17 protein-coding genes are annotated in these 15343 nt (G+C 69.3%); 6 read left to right on the top strand and 11 right to left on the bottom strand.

The annotated features are described in order from the left end of the window. Positions 1-29: 29 nt before the first annotated feature. Positions 30-620 carry a carboxymuconolactone decarboxylase family protein gene (locus G5C66_RS16585; protein ID WP_165112075.1) on the bottom strand — a complete coding sequence of 197 codons (591 nt, stop codon included), beginning with the start codon at positions 618-620 and terminating at the stop codon, positions 30-32. Positions 621-720: 100 nt separating this feature from the next. On the opposite strand from G5C66_RS16585, the gene G5C66_RS16580 reads away from it, so the two are divergent. Next, positions 721-2409: a FumA C-terminus/TtdB family hydratase beta subunit gene (locus tag G5C66_RS16580; protein ID WP_165112074.1), complete on the top strand. Its 1689-nt coding sequence runs from the start codon at positions 721-723 to the stop codon at positions 2407-2409. A gap of 67 nt (positions 2410-2476) precedes the next feature. Next, positions 2477-2788: a TFIIB-type zinc ribbon-containing protein gene (locus tag G5C66_RS26080; RefSeq protein ID WP_165112073.1), complete on the top strand. Its 312-nt coding sequence runs from the start codon at positions 2477-2479 to the stop codon at positions 2786-2788. 1 nt (position 2789) lies between these two features. On the opposite strand, the gene G5C66_RS16570 is transcribed toward G5C66_RS26080, so the two are convergent. The 6 genes from G5C66_RS16570 to G5C66_RS16545 form a co-directional block, all read right to left on the bottom strand. Further along, positions 2790-3332 (bottom strand): GNAT family N-acetyltransferase, encoded by a 543-nt coding sequence (locus tag G5C66_RS16570; protein WP_165112072.1) that lies wholly within the window; start codon positions 3330-3332, stop codon positions 2790-2792. Between the two features lie 60 nt (positions 3333-3392). Next, on the bottom strand, positions 3393-3602 hold the full coding sequence (locus G5C66_RS16565) for a hypothetical protein (RefSeq protein ID WP_165112071.1): 210 nt from the start codon (positions 3600-3602) through the stop codon (positions 3393-3395). A 46-nt stretch (positions 3603-3648) separates the two neighbouring features. Next, on the bottom strand, positions 3649-4683 hold the full coding sequence (locus tag G5C66_RS16560; protein WP_165112070.1) for an SPFH domain-containing protein: 1035 nt from the start codon (positions 4681-4683) through the stop codon (positions 3649-3651). Positions 4684-4698: 15 nt separating this feature from the next. After that, entirely contained in the window at positions 4699-5145 is a 447-nt protein-coding gene (locus G5C66_RS16555) for an NfeD family protein (RefSeq protein WP_165112069.1), read from the bottom strand. 61 nt (positions 5146-5206) lie between these two features. Beyond that, the gene (locus G5C66_RS16550) at positions 5207-5707 is read right to left on the bottom strand and encodes a DUF6328 family protein (protein WP_165112068.1); all 501 of its coding nucleotides are present in this window, start codon (positions 5705-5707) and stop codon (positions 5207-5209) included. Next, entirely contained in the window at positions 5707-6573 is an 867-nt protein-coding gene (locus tag G5C66_RS16545) for a glucose 1-dehydrogenase (protein ID WP_165112067.1), read from the bottom strand. The genes G5C66_RS16550 and G5C66_RS16545 overlap by 1 nt, the downstream gene beginning before the upstream one ends. 39 nt (positions 6574-6612) lie before the next feature. Between G5C66_RS16545 and G5C66_RS16540 the strand changes: the two genes are divergently transcribed. Continuing rightward, entirely contained in the window at positions 6613-7275 is a 663-nt protein-coding gene (locus G5C66_RS16540) for a spermidine synthase (protein WP_165112204.1), read from the top strand. Between the two features lie 18 nt (positions 7276-7293). Then, complete coding sequence (locus G5C66_RS16535; RefSeq protein ID WP_165112066.1) at positions 7294-8697, top strand: class II fumarate hydratase; 1404 nt, start codon at positions 7294-7296, stop codon at positions 8695-8697. A 42-nt stretch (positions 8698-8739) separates the two neighbouring features. Here the strand turns inward: G5C66_RS16535 and G5C66_RS16530 are convergent, their stop codons facing one another. From G5C66_RS16530 to G5C66_RS16520, 3 genes are all read right to left on the bottom strand, one after another. After that, positions 8740-9453, bottom strand: coding sequence for an aggregation-promoting factor C-terminal-like domain-containing protein (locus G5C66_RS16530; protein WP_165112065.1), 714 nt, complete (start codon positions 9451-9453; stop codon positions 8740-8742). A gap of 188 nt (positions 9454-9641) precedes the next feature. Further along, positions 9642-11048 (bottom strand): PhoH family protein, encoded by a 1407-nt coding sequence (locus G5C66_RS16525; RefSeq protein ID WP_165112064.1) that lies wholly within the window; start codon positions 11046-11048, stop codon positions 9642-9644. A gap of 422 nt (positions 11049-11470) precedes the next feature. Further along, entirely contained in the window at positions 11471-12247 is a 777-nt protein-coding gene (locus G5C66_RS16520; protein WP_165112063.1) for an isoprenyl transferase, read from the bottom strand. A gap of 88 nt (positions 12248-12335) precedes the next feature. Between G5C66_RS16520 and trhA the strand changes: the two genes are divergently transcribed. After that, positions 12336-13076, top strand: coding sequence for a PAQR family membrane homeostasis protein TrhA (gene trhA / locus G5C66_RS16515; protein WP_241248599.1), 741 nt, complete (start codon positions 12336-12338; stop codon positions 13074-13076). Here the strand turns inward: trhA and G5C66_RS16510 are convergent. Then, positions 13037-14302, bottom strand: a complete 1266-nt coding sequence (locus tag G5C66_RS16510) for an MFS transporter (protein ID WP_165112062.1) — start codon at positions 14300-14302, stop codon at positions 13037-13039. The genes trhA and G5C66_RS16510 overlap by 40 nt on opposite strands. A gap of 56 nt (positions 14303-14358) precedes the next feature. Here G5C66_RS16510 and G5C66_RS16505 point away from each other — a divergent pair, with 56 nt between their 5' ends. Further along, positions 14359-15321 carry an ArsR/SmtB family transcription factor gene (locus G5C66_RS16505; protein ID WP_165112061.1) on the top strand — a complete coding sequence of 321 codons (963 nt, stop codon included), beginning with the start codon at positions 14359-14361 and terminating at the stop codon, positions 15319-15321. The last annotated feature ends 22 nt before the right edge of the window (positions 15322-15343 follow it).

Below are 15343 nucleotides of genomic sequence, written 5' to 3'. Positions count from 1 at the left end.
CGGAATCGTGGGGACCCGACGCAAGGGGTTCACCCGATCGTGGACGGCTGGCCTCCGCGCTGCGCGAGCGGCTTGAGCTCGCACGCCTCCGCGAAACCGTCGGACTCGATGCCCAGCGCGATGTTGGTGCGGGTCGAGAAGTTGGCGAACCCGATGACCGCGGTCAGCTCGACCACGGCGGCCTCGCCGAGCTGCGCGACCAGGCCCGACACCATCTCGTCGGTGACGGTCGGCTCGGCCTGGCTCATCGCCTCGGCGTACGCCATCACGTCCCGCTCCAGCGGGGTGAACAGGTCGGACTCACGCCAGCGCGGCACCTCCCGCGCCTTGTCCATGTCGAGGCCGCGGTTGTGCGCCTCGAAGTAGTTGAAGTCCAGGCACCAGCTGCACCCCACGGCCGAGGCGACGGCCATGTGGGCGAAGGACTTCAGCTGCTCGTCGCAGGCGTCCCACTTCTGCACCTTGGACCCGAGGCCGGACATGCCCATCAGCACCTTCTGGTTGTGCCAGTAGACGCCGACCGAGGACGGCACCTGGCCGAGCATCTTCATGGCGAACCGCTTGATCAGCATCCCCTTGAAGCCGGTGACCTCCGCGGGCGCGATTCGGGTGGCAGTCATTTGTCCTCCTGGTTCCCGGCCCCGCTCTCCGGGGCGCTCGACATCTAGACTCCGGACGCGCGCGATCTGTGACATCCCCGGCGGCGTACGATTCCCTTCCGTGGCTGACGTTGAGTTCCGGTACTCCGACCTCCTCCCCACCGGCAAGGACGACACTCCTTACCGGTTGATCACCAGCGAGGGGGTGGAAGAGATCGAGGTCGACGGACGCAAGTTCCTCAAGGTCGACCCCGAGGCGATCCGCCTGCTGACCGCCGAGGCGATGAAGGACATCAACCAGTACCTCCGTCCGGCCCACCTCAAGCAGCTCCGCAAGATCATCGACGACCCCGAGGCCTCCGGCAACGACCGCTTCGTCGCGCTCGACCTGCTCAAGAACGTCAACATCTCCGCCGGCGGGATCCTGCCGATGTGCCAGGACACCGGCACCGCGATCGTGATGGGCAAGAAGTCCGAGGGCGTGCTGACCGGCTCCGACGACGCCGAGACCGTCAGCCGCGGTGTCTTCGACGCCTACACCAAGCTCAACCTCCGCTACTCGCAGCTGGCCCCGCTGACCACGTACGAGGAGAAGAACACCGGCTCCAACCTGCCCGCGCAGGTCGAGATCTACTCGACGGCCGAGGGCGAGAACGGGCCGGAGTACAAGTTCCTCTTCATGGCCAAGGGTGGCGGCAGCGCCAACAAGTCGTTCCTGTTCCAGGAGACGAAGGCGATCCTCAACCCGGACAAGATCCTGACCTTCCTCGACGAGAAGATCCGCTCGCTCGGGACGGCCGCGTGCCCGCCCTACCACCTGGCCGTCGTCATCGGCGGGACGTCGGCGGAGTTCGCGCTGAAGACGGCCAAGTACGCCTCGGCCCACTACCTCGACAACCTCCCGACCGAGGGCTCGATGAGCGCTCACGGCTTCCGTGACCTCGACCTGGAGGAGAAGGTCTTCGAGCTGACCCAGTCCTTCGGGATCGGCGCCCAGTTCGGCGGCAAGTACTTCTGCCACGACGTACGCGTCGTCCGCCTGCCCCGCCACGGCGCCTCGTGCCCCGTCGCGATCGCGGTCTCCTGCTCCGCCGACCGCCAGGCGCTGGGCAAGATCACCCGCGACGGCGTGTTCCTCGAGCAGCTCGAGACCGACCCGGCGCAGTACATGCCCGACGCCGGGATGGCCGAGGAGATCTCGGCCGGCGAGGTCGTCGACATCGATCTGAACCAGCCCATGGAGAAGATCCTGGAGACGCTGTCGCAGCACCCGGTCAAGACCCGGCTCTCGCTGACCGGCCCGATGGTCGTGGCCCGCGACATCGCGCACGCCAAGATCAAGGAGCGGCTCGACGCGGGCGAGGAGATGCCCGACTACATGAAGAACCACCCGGTCTACTACGCCGGCCCGGCGAAGACGCCCGAGGGCATGGCGTCCGGCTCCTTCGGACCGACGACCGCCGGCCGGATGGACTCCTACGTCGAGCAGTTCCAGGCAGCGGGCGGCTCCATGGTCATGCTCGCCAAGGGCAACCGCTCCAAGGTCGTCGCCGAGGCGTGCGGCACCTACGGCGGCTTCTACCTCGGCTCGATCGGCGGCCCCGCCGCCCGCCTCGCGCAGGACTGCATCAAGTCCGTCGAGGTGCTCGAATACCCCGAGCTCGGCATGGAGGCGGTCTGGAAGATCGAGGTCGAGAACTTCCCCGCCTTCATCGTCGTCGACGGCGAGGGCAACGACTTCTTCACCGACCCGAGTGGGACGACCACGGTCCCGCTCACCGGCATCCGGGTGCGCTCCAAGGAGCGCTGAGCCTCGGCGGATGCGGGACGACCGGATAGGTTGATGGGCGCTGATCCCCGACGACGAGGAGACCCCCATGCAGTGCCCCATCGACGGTGCCACCCTGGTGATGAGCGAGCGCCAAGGCATCGAGATCGACTACTGCCCGCAGTGCCGTGGCGTGTGGCTGGACCGCGGCGAGATCGACAAGATCGTCGAGCGGTCCGTCGGTTCCCCGCAGCCCGGCAGCTACCAGCAGCCCCGCCAGGAGCAGCGCGACGAGCGGCGCTATGAGAAGCGGGACTACGACAAGCGGGAGTACGAGCGGCGCGACTACGACGACGACCACCGCTACGACAAGCGTCGCAGCCACCACCGCGAGTCCTGGTTGGGCGACCTCTTCGGCTGACCTATGTCCGGCGCTCACGTCGGAGCAGCCCGAAGACCCACGAGTCCGACACGACGCCGTTGACGATGCAGTCCTCGCGAAGCGTCCCCTCCAGCCTGAAACCCAGCTTCTCCAGCACCCGGGCGGAGGGGGCGTTGCGCGTGTCGGCCTCTGCCTGCACCCGGTTGAGGTCCAAGGTGTCGAACGCCCATCCCAGCAGCGCGCCCGCGGCCTCGGTCGCATAGCCGTGCCCCCAGGCCGCCTCACCGAGGCAGTAGCCGAGCGACGCGCTGCGGAAGTCGGGGTTCCACGAGTTCAGCGTGCACCAGCCCAGGAAGGCCGAGTCGCGCTCGATCGCCACGCGCACCCCGCTCCCCTCCGCCGCCATCTCGCGGCACCGAGCGATGAACTGCTCCGCGCGAGTGCGCTCGGTCCACGGCGGCGAGTCCCAGTAGCGCAGCACATGGGCGTCGCTCTGGAGCGCGAACAGCGGCTCCGCATCGGCGTCGGTGAAAGGCCTCAGCAGCAGGCGGGACGTACGCAGCGTGGGCGTGGACAGGGCCATGGCCGCATCCTGCCGCCCCGGTGCGCCGGTCGCGACAGGTTTCCGGCGGCCGCAGAGTCGCTAGACGTCGTTGTCGCGCCGGTTCTCCGGGGGCGCGGCGTCGGGGCCGGAGCCACGGGTGTCGGGCTCCCCGGACTCGGACTCGGGGTACCCGGCGGTCGAGTCCGACGGCGCGATGGGCCTTCCGGCCACCTCCGGGTCCATCTGCTGGACCTCGGAGACCTGCCCGTTCTCCTCGGTCTCTTCCTGATCATCGCGTGGTTCGCTCATGGCCGCTCGGTACCCGCCCGAGCGGCTCACGATGCCCGAGTGCGGGTCACCCGACGATGCGATCCGCGCGAGCGGACTCCTCCTTGGCCGCCTCGACGGCCTTGGCGGCCTCCTCGTGCGCCTCTCGCTGGGCCTGCTCGATGGCGTTGCGCGGACCGGGAAGCGGCGGCGTACGTCGTTCTTCGCCGTTGTCCTTGCTGTTGTCCACCGACTTCGACGCGCTGTCGGCGAAGGCACCGGTGACCGTACGCATCGCCTCGGTGAGCTCGCCGGGGATGACCCAGAACGAGTTGCCGTGCGCGGCGAGCGAGGGCAGCATCTCGAGGTACTTGTAGGCCAGGACCTTGGCATCGGCGTCGTTGGCGTGGACCGCCTGGAAGACCCGTTCGAGCGCCTTGGCCTCACCGTCGGCTTCGAGCACCCGGGCCTGCTGGTGACCCTCGGCCTCCAGGATCGACTTCTGCCGGGTGCCCTCGGCCTCGAGGATGAGCGAGGCCCGCTTGCCCTCGGCGTGCAGGATCGCGGCGCGCTTGTCGCGCTCGGCGCGCATCTGCTTCTCCATCGCCTCCTTGATCGAGGCCGGCGGGTCGATCGCCTTGATCTCGACCCGGTTGACCCGGATCCCCCACTTCCCGGTGGCGTCGTCGAGCACCTCACGCAGCCGGGTGTTGATGGTCTCGCGGGACGTCAGGGTCGTCTCCAGGTCCATCGACCCGATCAGGTTGCGCAGCGTGGTGACGGTGAGCTGGTCGATCGCCTGCAGGTAGTTGGCGACCTCGTAGGCGGCCGCCCGCGGGTCGGTGATCTGGTAGTAGAGCACCGTGTCGATCGCGACCACCAGGTTGTCCTCGGTGATCACCGGCCGTGGGTTGGAGGAGTAGACGGTCTCGCGTACGTCCAGCTTGGTGTTGACCCGGTCCACCAGCGGGATCACGAAGTTGAGCCCCGGCTGCAGCGTGATCCGGTAGCGGCCGAACCGCTCGATGTTGTAGCGCCGGGCCTGCGGCACGATCCGCACCGTCGAGGCCACTCCCCCGACCACCAGCCCGATCAGAACCAGCACAAGCAGCAGAAGTTCCATGACGTACGTCCCTCTCTACGGCGACAGCGACAGCGGGTCCCGGGGGTGCACGAGCGCCGTCGCGCCTTCGATCTCGAGCACGTCGACCCGACAGCCGACCGGGATGACCAGGTCCTCGTCGTAGGGCCGGGCGGTCCAGTCCTCGCCGGCGAGCCGCACCAGGCCGTGCGCGTAGCTGACCTCGGCGAGGACGACCGCCTGACGGCCGACGAGCGCGTCGGTGCCGTCACGCACCGGCGGCGGCAGCGCCATGTGACGGCGTGCGACGGGCCGTACCAGCAGCACGCTGCCGCCGCCGGCGAGCACGAAGACGAGCACCTGCACCAGCACCGGGGCGCCCAGCGCGGCGCTCCCGGCGGCAAGCAGCGCCCCGCCGGCGACGAATGCGAACGCCAGCGTCATCGTGAACGCCTCGGCGACTCCGAGCAGCACCGCGACGATGATCCAGAAGATCGACCACATAAGCCCACCAGACTCGGTTTCCCGTCCAGCGTACTCCGGCTGTGGCGGTCATCACACCGGGTCAGTGGGAGTTGTTTCGCCCATTCAGCAACGGCAGGCCCGCCCAGAGGGAGACGAACAGGAGCAGCACCGCGATCGCGGCGATCACCGCCGCGGTGAGCGAGACGACGACGTCGAAGACGAGCAGCACGACCAGCGCCGAGACGATCGCGAAACCCACCAGCCCTGCCCGGGCACAGAAGTGCGAGGCCGTCACCAGCCACGGCCGCTGCCGGCGCCGGAAGAGCATCCGGTGGAAGGAGACCGGGGCGATGATGAGGCAGGTGGTGACGACCGCGCCGACGAGCACGACGAGGTAGATCGTCTGCTGGTGGTCGTTCAGCTCCGGGAAGCGTGGCGAGAACGGCACCGTCAGCAGGAACCCGGTCAGGATCTGCACCCCGGTCTGCAGCACCCGCAGTTCCTGGAGGAGCTCGTTCCAGTTGCGGGTGATCCGCTCCTCCGGCCTCTCGTCGGGGCCACCGCCTTCGATCCCGCTGCCGCCGAAACCGCTGGTAGCCATCAGAACACCGGCCGTCCCCCAGTCACCCCGAGGACGGTTCCGGACACGTACGACGCCTCGGCGGGCGAGGCCAGGAAGACGAACGCCGGCGCGACCTCGGCCGGCTGGCCGGCGCGGCCCAGCGGCGTGTTCGCCCCGAACTTCTCCACCTTCTCCGGCGCCTGCGTCGCCGGCTGCAGCGGCGTCCAGATCGGTCCAGGCGCCACCGCGTTCACCCGCACCCCGTCGGGGCCGAGCTCGGCGGCGAGGTTGACGGTGAAGTTGTTGATCGCGGCCTTCGTCGCGGCGTAGTCGAGCAGGCTGGTCGAGGGCTCGTACGCCTGGATCGAGGCGTTGTTGATGACGCAGCCGTTGCTCTTCCGCAGGTGCGGGACGGCAGCGCGGGTCAGCCAGAGCAGGGCGTAGAGGTTGGTCTTGAAAGTCCGGTCGATCCGCTCGTCGTCCATGTCGGTCAGGCCCTTGTCACGGGCGTACTGATAGCCGGCGTTGTTGACCAGGATGTCCAGGCCGCCGAGCTCCTGCACCGTGCGTTCGACGACCTCGTCGCAGGCCTCGCGCTCGCGCAGGTCGATCGGCATGGCCAGCACCGTCCGGCCGGCATCCTCGACCAGCTTCGAGGTCGTCTGCGCGTCCGGCTCCTCCTCGGGGAGGTAGGTGAAGGCCACGTCGGCCCCTTCCCGGGCGTACGCGATCGCGACCGCGCGGCCGATGCCGGAGTCGCCGCCGGTGATCAGGGCGACCTTGCCCTCGAGGCGGCCGTGGCCCTGATAGCTCGACTCGCCGTGGTCGGGCACCGGCTCCATCTCGCCGGTCAGCCCCGGAGGCTCCTGCTGCTGGGCGGGGAACTGGGTGTTGTCATCGCTCATGGCGGGCCCGGTACCCAGATCCGACACAATGGAACCGTGATGGAATCGGTGATCGTCGACGGTGGTCTGGTCCTCAAACATCGGGCGGACGGCCATCTGGAGCTGCGGGCCAACGGGATCTTCGTGATGGACACCCGGGAGACCTCGACCGAGAAGGCGCTCGCGACGCGTGCGCTCGAGCTGCACGCACAGCCGCAGCACGTGCTCATCGGTGGCCTCGGGCTCGGGTTCACGCTGGAGGCGGTGCTGGCCGACCCGCGGGTCGAGGCGGTCACCGTCGTCGAGATCGAGCCGCGGCTGGTCGAGTGGATGCGTGCCGGGCGGATCCCGCACGGCCCCGCGCTGCTGGCCGACGAGCGCGTCCGGGTCGAGGTCGCCGACGTGGCCGTGGTCCTGCGGGAGAGCAGCCCGGAGGCCTACGACGTCGTGCTCCTGGACGTCGACAACGGCCCCGGCTACCTCGTCCACGACGCCAACGGGGCGCTCTACGAGGCGCCCGCGCTCGCCGACGCGCGACGAGCCACCGCTCCGGGTGGCACGGTGGTGGTGTGGTCGGCGGCAGAGGCGCCGGCGCTGCTGGAGGTGATGGCGCAGGTCTTCGACGACGCCGAGGCGCTCTCCTACCCGGTCGACCTGCAGGGTCACGAGGAGACGTACTGGCTCTATGCGGGGACGGTCACACACGGGAATGGCACCAACTAGTCAAAGGTTGAACTAGACATGGTCGAACTAGACACGGACGACAAGAGCTTTCGCATCGAGCACGACTCCATGGGTGAGGTCCGGGTCCCGAAGGATGCGCTGTGGCGCGCCCAGACCCAGCGGGCCGTGGAGAACTTCCCCATCTCCGGGACGCCGATCGAGCCGGCGCTGATCCATGCGATCGGCCATGTGAAGGCCGCTGCCGCCAAGGCCAACCGCGACCTCGGCGTGGTCCCCGCCGACAAGGCCGAGGCGATCATCGCGGCCGCGGGCGAGGTCTCCGACGGGCGCCACGACGACGCGTTCCCGATCGACGTCTTCCAGACCGGGTCGGGCACGTCCTCGAACATGAACGCCAACGAGGTGATCGCGTCCCTGGTGGCGCGCGGGGGTGGCGACGTACATCCCAACGACCACGTCAACGCTTCCCAGTCCTCCAACGACACCTTCCCGACCGCGATCCACGTGGCCGCCGCCGTGGCGGTCAGCGACCAGCTGCTGCCCGCGATCGACGTGCTCGCCACCTCGCTCGAGGCGAAGGCCACCGAGTTCGCCGGCCTGGTGAAGTCGGGGCGTACGCACCTGATGGACGCGACGCCGGTCACCCTCGGCCAGGAGTTCGGAGGGTACGCAGCCACGATCCGCTACGCCGCCGAGCGGCTCGAGGCGGTGCTACCGAGGGTGCGCGAGCTGGCGCTCGGCGGCACCGCGGTCGGCACCGGGATCAACACGCCCGCCGGCTTCCCGCAGGCCGTGATCGCCGATCTGTCCGAGCGCACGGGCCAGCCGTTCACCGAGGCCCGCAACCACTTCGAGGCGCAGGGCACCCGCGACTCGCTCGTCGAGCTGTCCGGCGTACTGAAGACGATCGCCGTCGGCCTGATCAAGATCAACAACGACCTGCGGTGGATGTCGTCGGGCCCGACCACCGGTCTGGCCGAGATCCACCTGCCCGACCTCCAGCCGGGCTCGTCGATCATGCCCGGCAAGGTGAACCCGGTCGTCCCGGAGGCGACGCTGATGGTGGCGTACCAGGTGATCGGCAACGACGCCGCGGTGACCGCCGCCGGTGCCTCGGGCGCCTTCGAGCTCAACGTCGCGATGCCGGTGATGGCCCGCAACATCCTCGAGTCGATCCGCCTGCTCTCCACCTCGATGACCGTGCTGGCCGAGCGCACCGTCGACGGGATCGTGCCGATCCCCGAGCGTCTCCGCGCCTACGCCGAGTCCTCCCCCTCGATCGTCACGCCGCTCAACAAGTACATCGGCTACGAGGCCGCCGCCAAGGTCGCCAAGCAGGCCCTCGCCGAGGGCGCCACGATCAAGGAGACGGTCATCAAGCTCGGCTACGTCGAGAAGGGCACGATCACCGAGGAAGACCTCGACAAGGCCCTCGACGTGGAGTCCATGACCCACCCCTGAAATCGCCGAGTCGGCTCAAGACGAGCCGACTCGGCGGGTTGCTCAATACCAGCCGACGGACTGGGAGTGGCTCCAAGCGCCGCACGGGGAGCCGTAGCGGTCGTTGATGTAGCCGAGGCCCCACTCGATCTGGGTGGCGGGGTTGGTCTCCCAGTCGTCACCGGCGGAGGCCATCTTGGAGCCGGGGAGGGCCTGCGGGATGCCGTAGGCGCTGGAGGAGGGGTTGGCGGCGGTCGGGTTCCAGCCCGACTCCTTCTCCCAGAGCGGCTCGAGGCAGGAGAACTGGTCCATCCCCCAGCCGAAGTCGCCGAGCATCGACTTGGCGATGTCCTTGGGGTTGCGGAGGTCGATCTCGATCTCCTCGACGCCGGCGATCGCCCGGACGTCGTTGCCGGCCGACAGCGCGGCCTGCTTGCCCGGGTCGGCGACCTCGCGGCGGTCACCGGCCGAACGCGACAGGGAGGAGGTCTCGCTGCCGCGCGCGGCGGACTCGGCCTCGATCGCGGCGCGCTGGGCGTCGGTGAGCTCGGGGAGGTCGGTGGAGGCCGACTCACCCGCGCTGAGCTTCGCGTCGTCGGTGGCGGGCCCGGTGAAGGCCACTCCACCGCCGACGGCGGCGCTGGTCCCGCCTAGCGCGAGGACGGAGAGGAGGAGGGTGGTCTTGGCGGTCGTACGCGCAGCCTTGTGCGGAACGTCGACAAGCGGATTCGCTGGCGCACCGCGATGTCGCGGGGCACGATGAACAGGCTTGGACACGGGCTCTCATTCGGGGGCTGAGGCATTACAGACCCGCAAACAATGCATGAGCGACCGAGCCGTATCAAACCGGACGCACCGTTTGTAGGTCAGAAATGACCGTCCTGAGCATCACTTCCGTAACACGAGTCACACAAATAACAACCGCCCCAGACCTCACAGGTCTGGGGCGGTTGACGTGACAAGGATTACGGGACGACGTTCTCCAGCATCTCGGTGACGAGCGCCGCGATCGGCGAACGCTCGGAGCGAGTGAGGGTGACGTGCGAGAAGAGCGGGTGTCCCTTCAGCTTCTCGATCACCGCGACGACACCGTCATGGCGTCCGACCCGGAGGTTGTCGCGCTGAGCGACGTCGTGGGTGAGCACGACCTTCGAGTTCGCCCCGATGCGGGAGAGCACCGTGAGGAGCACGTTGCGCTCCAGCGACTGCGCCTCGTCGACGATGACGAAGGAGTCGTGCAGCGAGCGGCCACGGATGTGGGTCAGCGGCAGCACCTCGAGCATGCCCCGGTCCAGGATCTCGTCGATCACGTCCTGGGACGTGACGGCCGACAACGTGTCGAAGACCGCCTGGCCCCAGGGCGACATCTTCTCGTTCTCGGTGCCGGGCAGGTAGCCCAGCTCCTGGCCGCCGACGGCAAACAGCGGACGGAAGATGACGACCTTCTTGTGCTGGTTGCGCTCCATGACCGCCTCCAGCCCAGCGCACAGCGCGAGCGCGGACTTGCCGGTGCCGGCCCGGCCACCGAGGGAGACGATGCCCACCTCCGGGTCGAGCAGCATCTCGAGCGCGATCCGCTGCTCCGCGGAGCGGCCGTGGATCCCGAAGGCCTCCCGGTCGCCGCGGACGAGGTGGACCTGCTTGTCCGGCCCCACCCGACCGAGCGCGGTGCCCCGGTCCGACATCAGCACCAGGCCCGTGTGGCAGGGCAGGTCGCGGGCGGCGTCGAGGTCGAGGACCCCGTCGTCGTAGAGCTCGTCGAGGTCCGCGGCGGTGACGTCCAGCTCCGCCATCCCGGAGTAGCCCGGGTCGGAGTCGTTGATCCGCTCACCGCGGTAGTCCTCGGCCTTGAGACCGACGGCGGAGGCCTTGATCCGCATCGGCAGGTCCTTGGAGACCAGCGTGACGTCGAGGCCGTCGCCCTTCAGGTTGCGCGCGACCGCGAGGATCCGGGTGTCGTTGTCCCCGAGCCGGAATCCGCTCGGCAGCGAGGACGGGTCGGTGTGGTTGAGCTCGACACGGATCGTGCCGCCGTCCTCACCGACAGGGACGGCCGTGTCGAGGCGTCCGTGGGTGACCCGCAGCCCGTCGAGCTGCCGAAGTGCGGACCGGGCGAAGTAGCCCAGCTCCGGGTGGTGCCGCTTCCCCTCCAGCTCGGTGATGACCACCACCGGGAGGACGACCTGGTGCTCGGCGAAGCGCGTCATGGCCTTCGGGTCCGAGAGCAGGACGCTCGTGTCGAGAACGAACGTACGCGCTGAAGGCGACTCGCTCTCCGAGGCTGTGCTGGACGGGGATGGCTCCGACGCCGGTGTCGGAGCGGCCGACGTATCGGCCTCGGTGACATGCTCGTTCGTGGTTCGGTTGGCCACGCGGATCACCTCTCGCGACCGGCTCATACACCCATGAGTCCGGTCATTTCATCGTTAATCAGATGGACCGGACGGTGGACCGTCAGTCGGGGTGCCGACCGCCTCACACCCGTCGGGATCGAGGTGATCCTGACGCAGGTTCGGTTCGTGACTACTCACGTAACGGGCCTCCAGGTGCGACGGGATTTTGTTCCCCGCCGTTGCTCCAACGCTACGTCGCCGGACCAACGGTCCGTGGCAACACGCAGGATTTTTCTCGGTGAACACCGTGTGACGCCGCCGGTTTGTTCCATCCAGCGGTCAGCGCTGAGCGTCCCTCGTCTGGACGCAGCGGAGGAGGAGCGAAGCGACGACGGAGCGGAGGAAGACGAGGGTTACAGCGAAGCGCTCGCGAATTGCGAAGCAATCGCCAAGGGCTCAGCTCACCTGCCGAGGCGACGCTCCCGGTGCGCGTAGGCCCGCAGGGCACGCAGGAAGTCCGTACGCCGGAAGTCGGGCCAGTAGGCCTCGCAGAAGTAGAACTCCGACTTCGCGCTCTGCCAGAGCAGGAAACCGCCCAGGCGCTGCTCCCCCGACGTACGGATGACGAGGTCGGGGTCGGGCTGGCCCTTCGTGTAGAGATGGTCGGCGATGTGCTCGACGTCGATGATCTGGGCGAGCTCCTCCAGGGAGGTGCCGCGGTTGGCGTGCTCGTTGAGCAGGGCGCGTACGGCATCGGCGATCTCGCGGCGGCCGCCGTAGCCCACGGCGACGTTGACCAGCATCCCGTCGACGTCGCGAGTCGCCTCCTCGGCGGCCTTGAGCCGATGGGCCAGCCAGTCGGGCAGCAGGTCGAGCGCACCCACCGGATGGAGCCGCCAGCGGCGCTCGTCGGCCAGCGAGTCGACCGCGTCGGCGATGATCTCGAGCAGTGGCGCGAGCTCCTCGGCCGGCCGGTTGAGGTTGTCGGTGGAGAGCAGCCACAGGGTGACGACCTCGATGCCGATCTCGTCGCACCACGTCAGCAGCGGCTCGATGTTGGCGGCGCCGGCACGGTGGCCGTGGGCGGTCGACTGACCGACCTCCTTGGCCCAGCGGCGGTTGCCGTCGAGCATCACCCCGACGTGCTTCGGCAGCTTGGAGGTGTCGAGCTTCCGCAGCATCCTCGCCTCGTAGGCGGGATACAGAATTCGACGTACGCCGTCCTTCCAGTCTGCCACGAGGAGAAGGGTATCGGCGGCGTGGCGACATCACCCAGCGGGACGGGATTCACCGGATCTTCAGGGACGCCCGATAGCCTAGGTCGTCATGAGCGAGATGACGGACGCGATGCGCCACAAGGTCGGCACGATCAGCGACTCGGTCTCCTCGACCGTGCACGAGGCGCTCCCGAAGCTCCGCGGGTGGATCCACCTGGCCAGCGCCCCGCTCACCCTGGCGGCAGGGGTCGTGCTGATCGTGCTGGCTCCTTCCGGCGCCCCTCGGGTCGGCGCCGCGGTGTTCACGATGGCTGCGCTGCTGCTCTTCACCGTCTCGGCGGTCTACCACCGCGGCAACGCGATGGGTAAGTGGAGCGCCCGCGCCCATACGATCCTGAAGCGCTGGGACCACGCCAACATCATGCTGATGATCGCGGGCTCCTACACCCCGTTCTCGCTGCTGCTCCTCGACGGCGTCACCCAGGTGGTGCTGCTCTCGGTGGTGTGGACCGGAGCGATCCTGGGCGTCGTCTTCCGGGTCTTCTGGCCCGAGGCCCCGCGCTGGCTGTACGTCCCGAACTACATCGCGCTCGGCTGGGCGGCGATCTTCTTCATCCCGTCCTTCTTCGACGGCGCGGTCGCCCTCGGCGTGGGCATCGGCATCGCCACGTTCGTGCTGATCATCGTCGGCGGAGCGCTCTACACCGCGGGCGGCGTGATCTACGGCTTCAAGCGGCCCAACCCGTGGCCGCAGTGGTTCGGCTTCCACGAGGTCTTCCACACCTTCACGATCCTGGCGTTCATCGTCCACTACACCGGCGTCTCGCTGGCGACGTACTCGCTGCGCTGAGGCCGGGCCTGGGCGCGCGCCGCAGCGGCGTGCCGGGCGAGCAGCGCCGTGAGGATGCCGGTGACGGCGAAGAGCCCACCGAGCGCCATCCACCCGCCGGTGCCGTGGTCGATCGCGGTGGCGGTCACGACCAGCGGCGCGAGCATGTGGGCGAGCGCGTAGCCCATCTGGCTGACGCCCTGGTAGGCACCGGCCCGCTCCTGGTCGGCGAGCTCGAAGGCCAGGCCCCAGCTGCCCGCCTCGCCGCGCGTCTCGGCGGCCGAGGAGGCCACCGCGGCGACCAGCAGGAGCACGGTGGCGAACGCGGGCCCGGTGTAGGCCGCCGCAGCGAAGAGCACGCACGCGGCCAGCAGCAGGAAGCCGGCGCCTCGCACCGCCCGGCCCGCCGTGGCGATGTCGTGGGTGCCGCGCGAGGCCCGCACCTGGAAGAGCGCGACGTAGACCGTGTTCACCACCAGCAGCAGCGAGACCAGCACCGTCGGCGCATCGGTGTGGTCGGCCACCCACAGCGGCACCCCGATCGAGGTCAGCCCGAAGTGGATCGCCATCACCCCGCTGAGCAGGGTGGCGGTGACATAGGTGCGGTCACGCAGCGGCGACGGCCCCTTGGCCACGGCGTGCCCGGCGCCGGCGTCCATCGACTCGCCCAGCCCGGCGACCCGGCGCCTGAGCCCGACGAGCGGCACCGCCGCGAGCGTGGTCAGTGCCCCGACGAGCACCATCGTGGTGCGATAGGCCGTCCCGGTGTCCACGGCCAGAGCGATCGCCGCGAGCAGCGTGCCCACGCCGATCATCACGTTCATCACCACCCGCAGCCGCGCACGTACGGCCACCCGCTCGGGGCCGTCGAACCAGCGGGCGACCAGCGTCGACTGGGCACTCGCCTGGAAACCTCGTGAGGCCGAGACCCAGGTCGCGATCAGCACGAACGCGACCACGTCCCGAGCCAAGGCGTAGGCCAGCAGGGCGATGCCGTAGCTCGTCATCGCCACCAGCTGCACCCGGTCGGCGCCCCATCGGTCGCTGAGCCGCCCACCCGCGTACGTGGCCACGACCCCGACCGCGCCGGCGACGGTCAGCCCGATGCCCACGGTGACCGCCGAGAGGCCGATGGTTCGGGTGAAGTAGAGCGCGCTGACGGCGAAGAACATGCCGCGGGCGAGGGAGAGGGCGGCGATCGCGCCGACGAGCGGGCGCTCGACCGGGTCGCTCGGGGGTCGGATCATGGGCCAGTTGTCTCACCCGCAGCCCGGGCACCGTTAACGATGTAGCGTATTGCTTCATGATCAGGTACGAGCTGGCTGGTCCCGACCTGAGCGAGGTCAGATTCGCCATCTCGCCGCTCAACGAGCTCACCCTGTCGCTGCGTTCCCTGCGCGATCCCGGCCGCTTCCCGCTCCACCTGCCGTGGACCCGCTCCGTCGCCTCCGCCGACCTGGACCGCGAGGCTCTGCTGGCCCTGACCAACGACCGACTCTGGATCCCGGACTTCCTCAATCCGCGGCCGCGCACCCCGCTGTCCCGGCTCGAGGACGAGCTCGAGGTCGTCGCGGCGACGCCTCCGGACCGTCTCCGCGCCGACCTCGATGCCGTGCACTTCGACGGCGGCCCGCCCGAGGTCCTGAGCGGACGCCCGCAGGAGGTGCTGCGTCGCGTCGTCGCCGCCCTCCGCGGCTACTGGGACACCTGCTTCGAGCCGCACTGGCAGCGGATGCGAGCGGTGCTGGAGGCCGACATCGTCCACCGCGGACGCACAATCGTCCACTCCGGCATGGCCGCGATGTTCGCGGACATCTCACCACGGGTCGCGCTCGCCGACGACCTCCTCACCATCCAGCTGGTCACCTCGAAGGTCGACTACCGGCGTACGACCGCGGGCGACGGGCTGACCCTCGTCCCCACCCTCTTCACCCGCAACCCGTCGACCCCGATCTCACCGGAGGAGCCGCCGGTGATGTTCTACCCGGCACGCGGCCTCGGCACGCTGTGGACCACCGACCGTCCGCAGGCGCCCCGGGCCCTGCAGGACCTCATCGGCGCGACCCGATCCGGGCTCCTCACCCTGCTCGAGGCCCCGGCCTCCTCCACCGAGCTGGCCGTACGTCTCGGGGTCACCACCACGGCCGTCAACCAGCATCTCCGGGCGATGCGCGCGGCCGGGCTCCTGACCTCGGCCCGCCATGGCCGCTCGGTCCTCTACCTGCGCTCCGACCTGGGCGATCGTTTCATCCACGCCACGACGTGAAAGGGGGCGCGCGGCCACCGGC

This window comes from Nocardioides turkmenicus (genome assembly GCF_011045035.1).
In the GTDB taxonomy this organism is placed as follows: Bacteria; Actinomycetota; Actinomycetes; order Propionibacteriales; family Nocardioidaceae; genus Nocardioides; species Nocardioides turkmenicus.
This window is presented reverse-complemented; position numbering and strand designations above follow the sequence as displayed.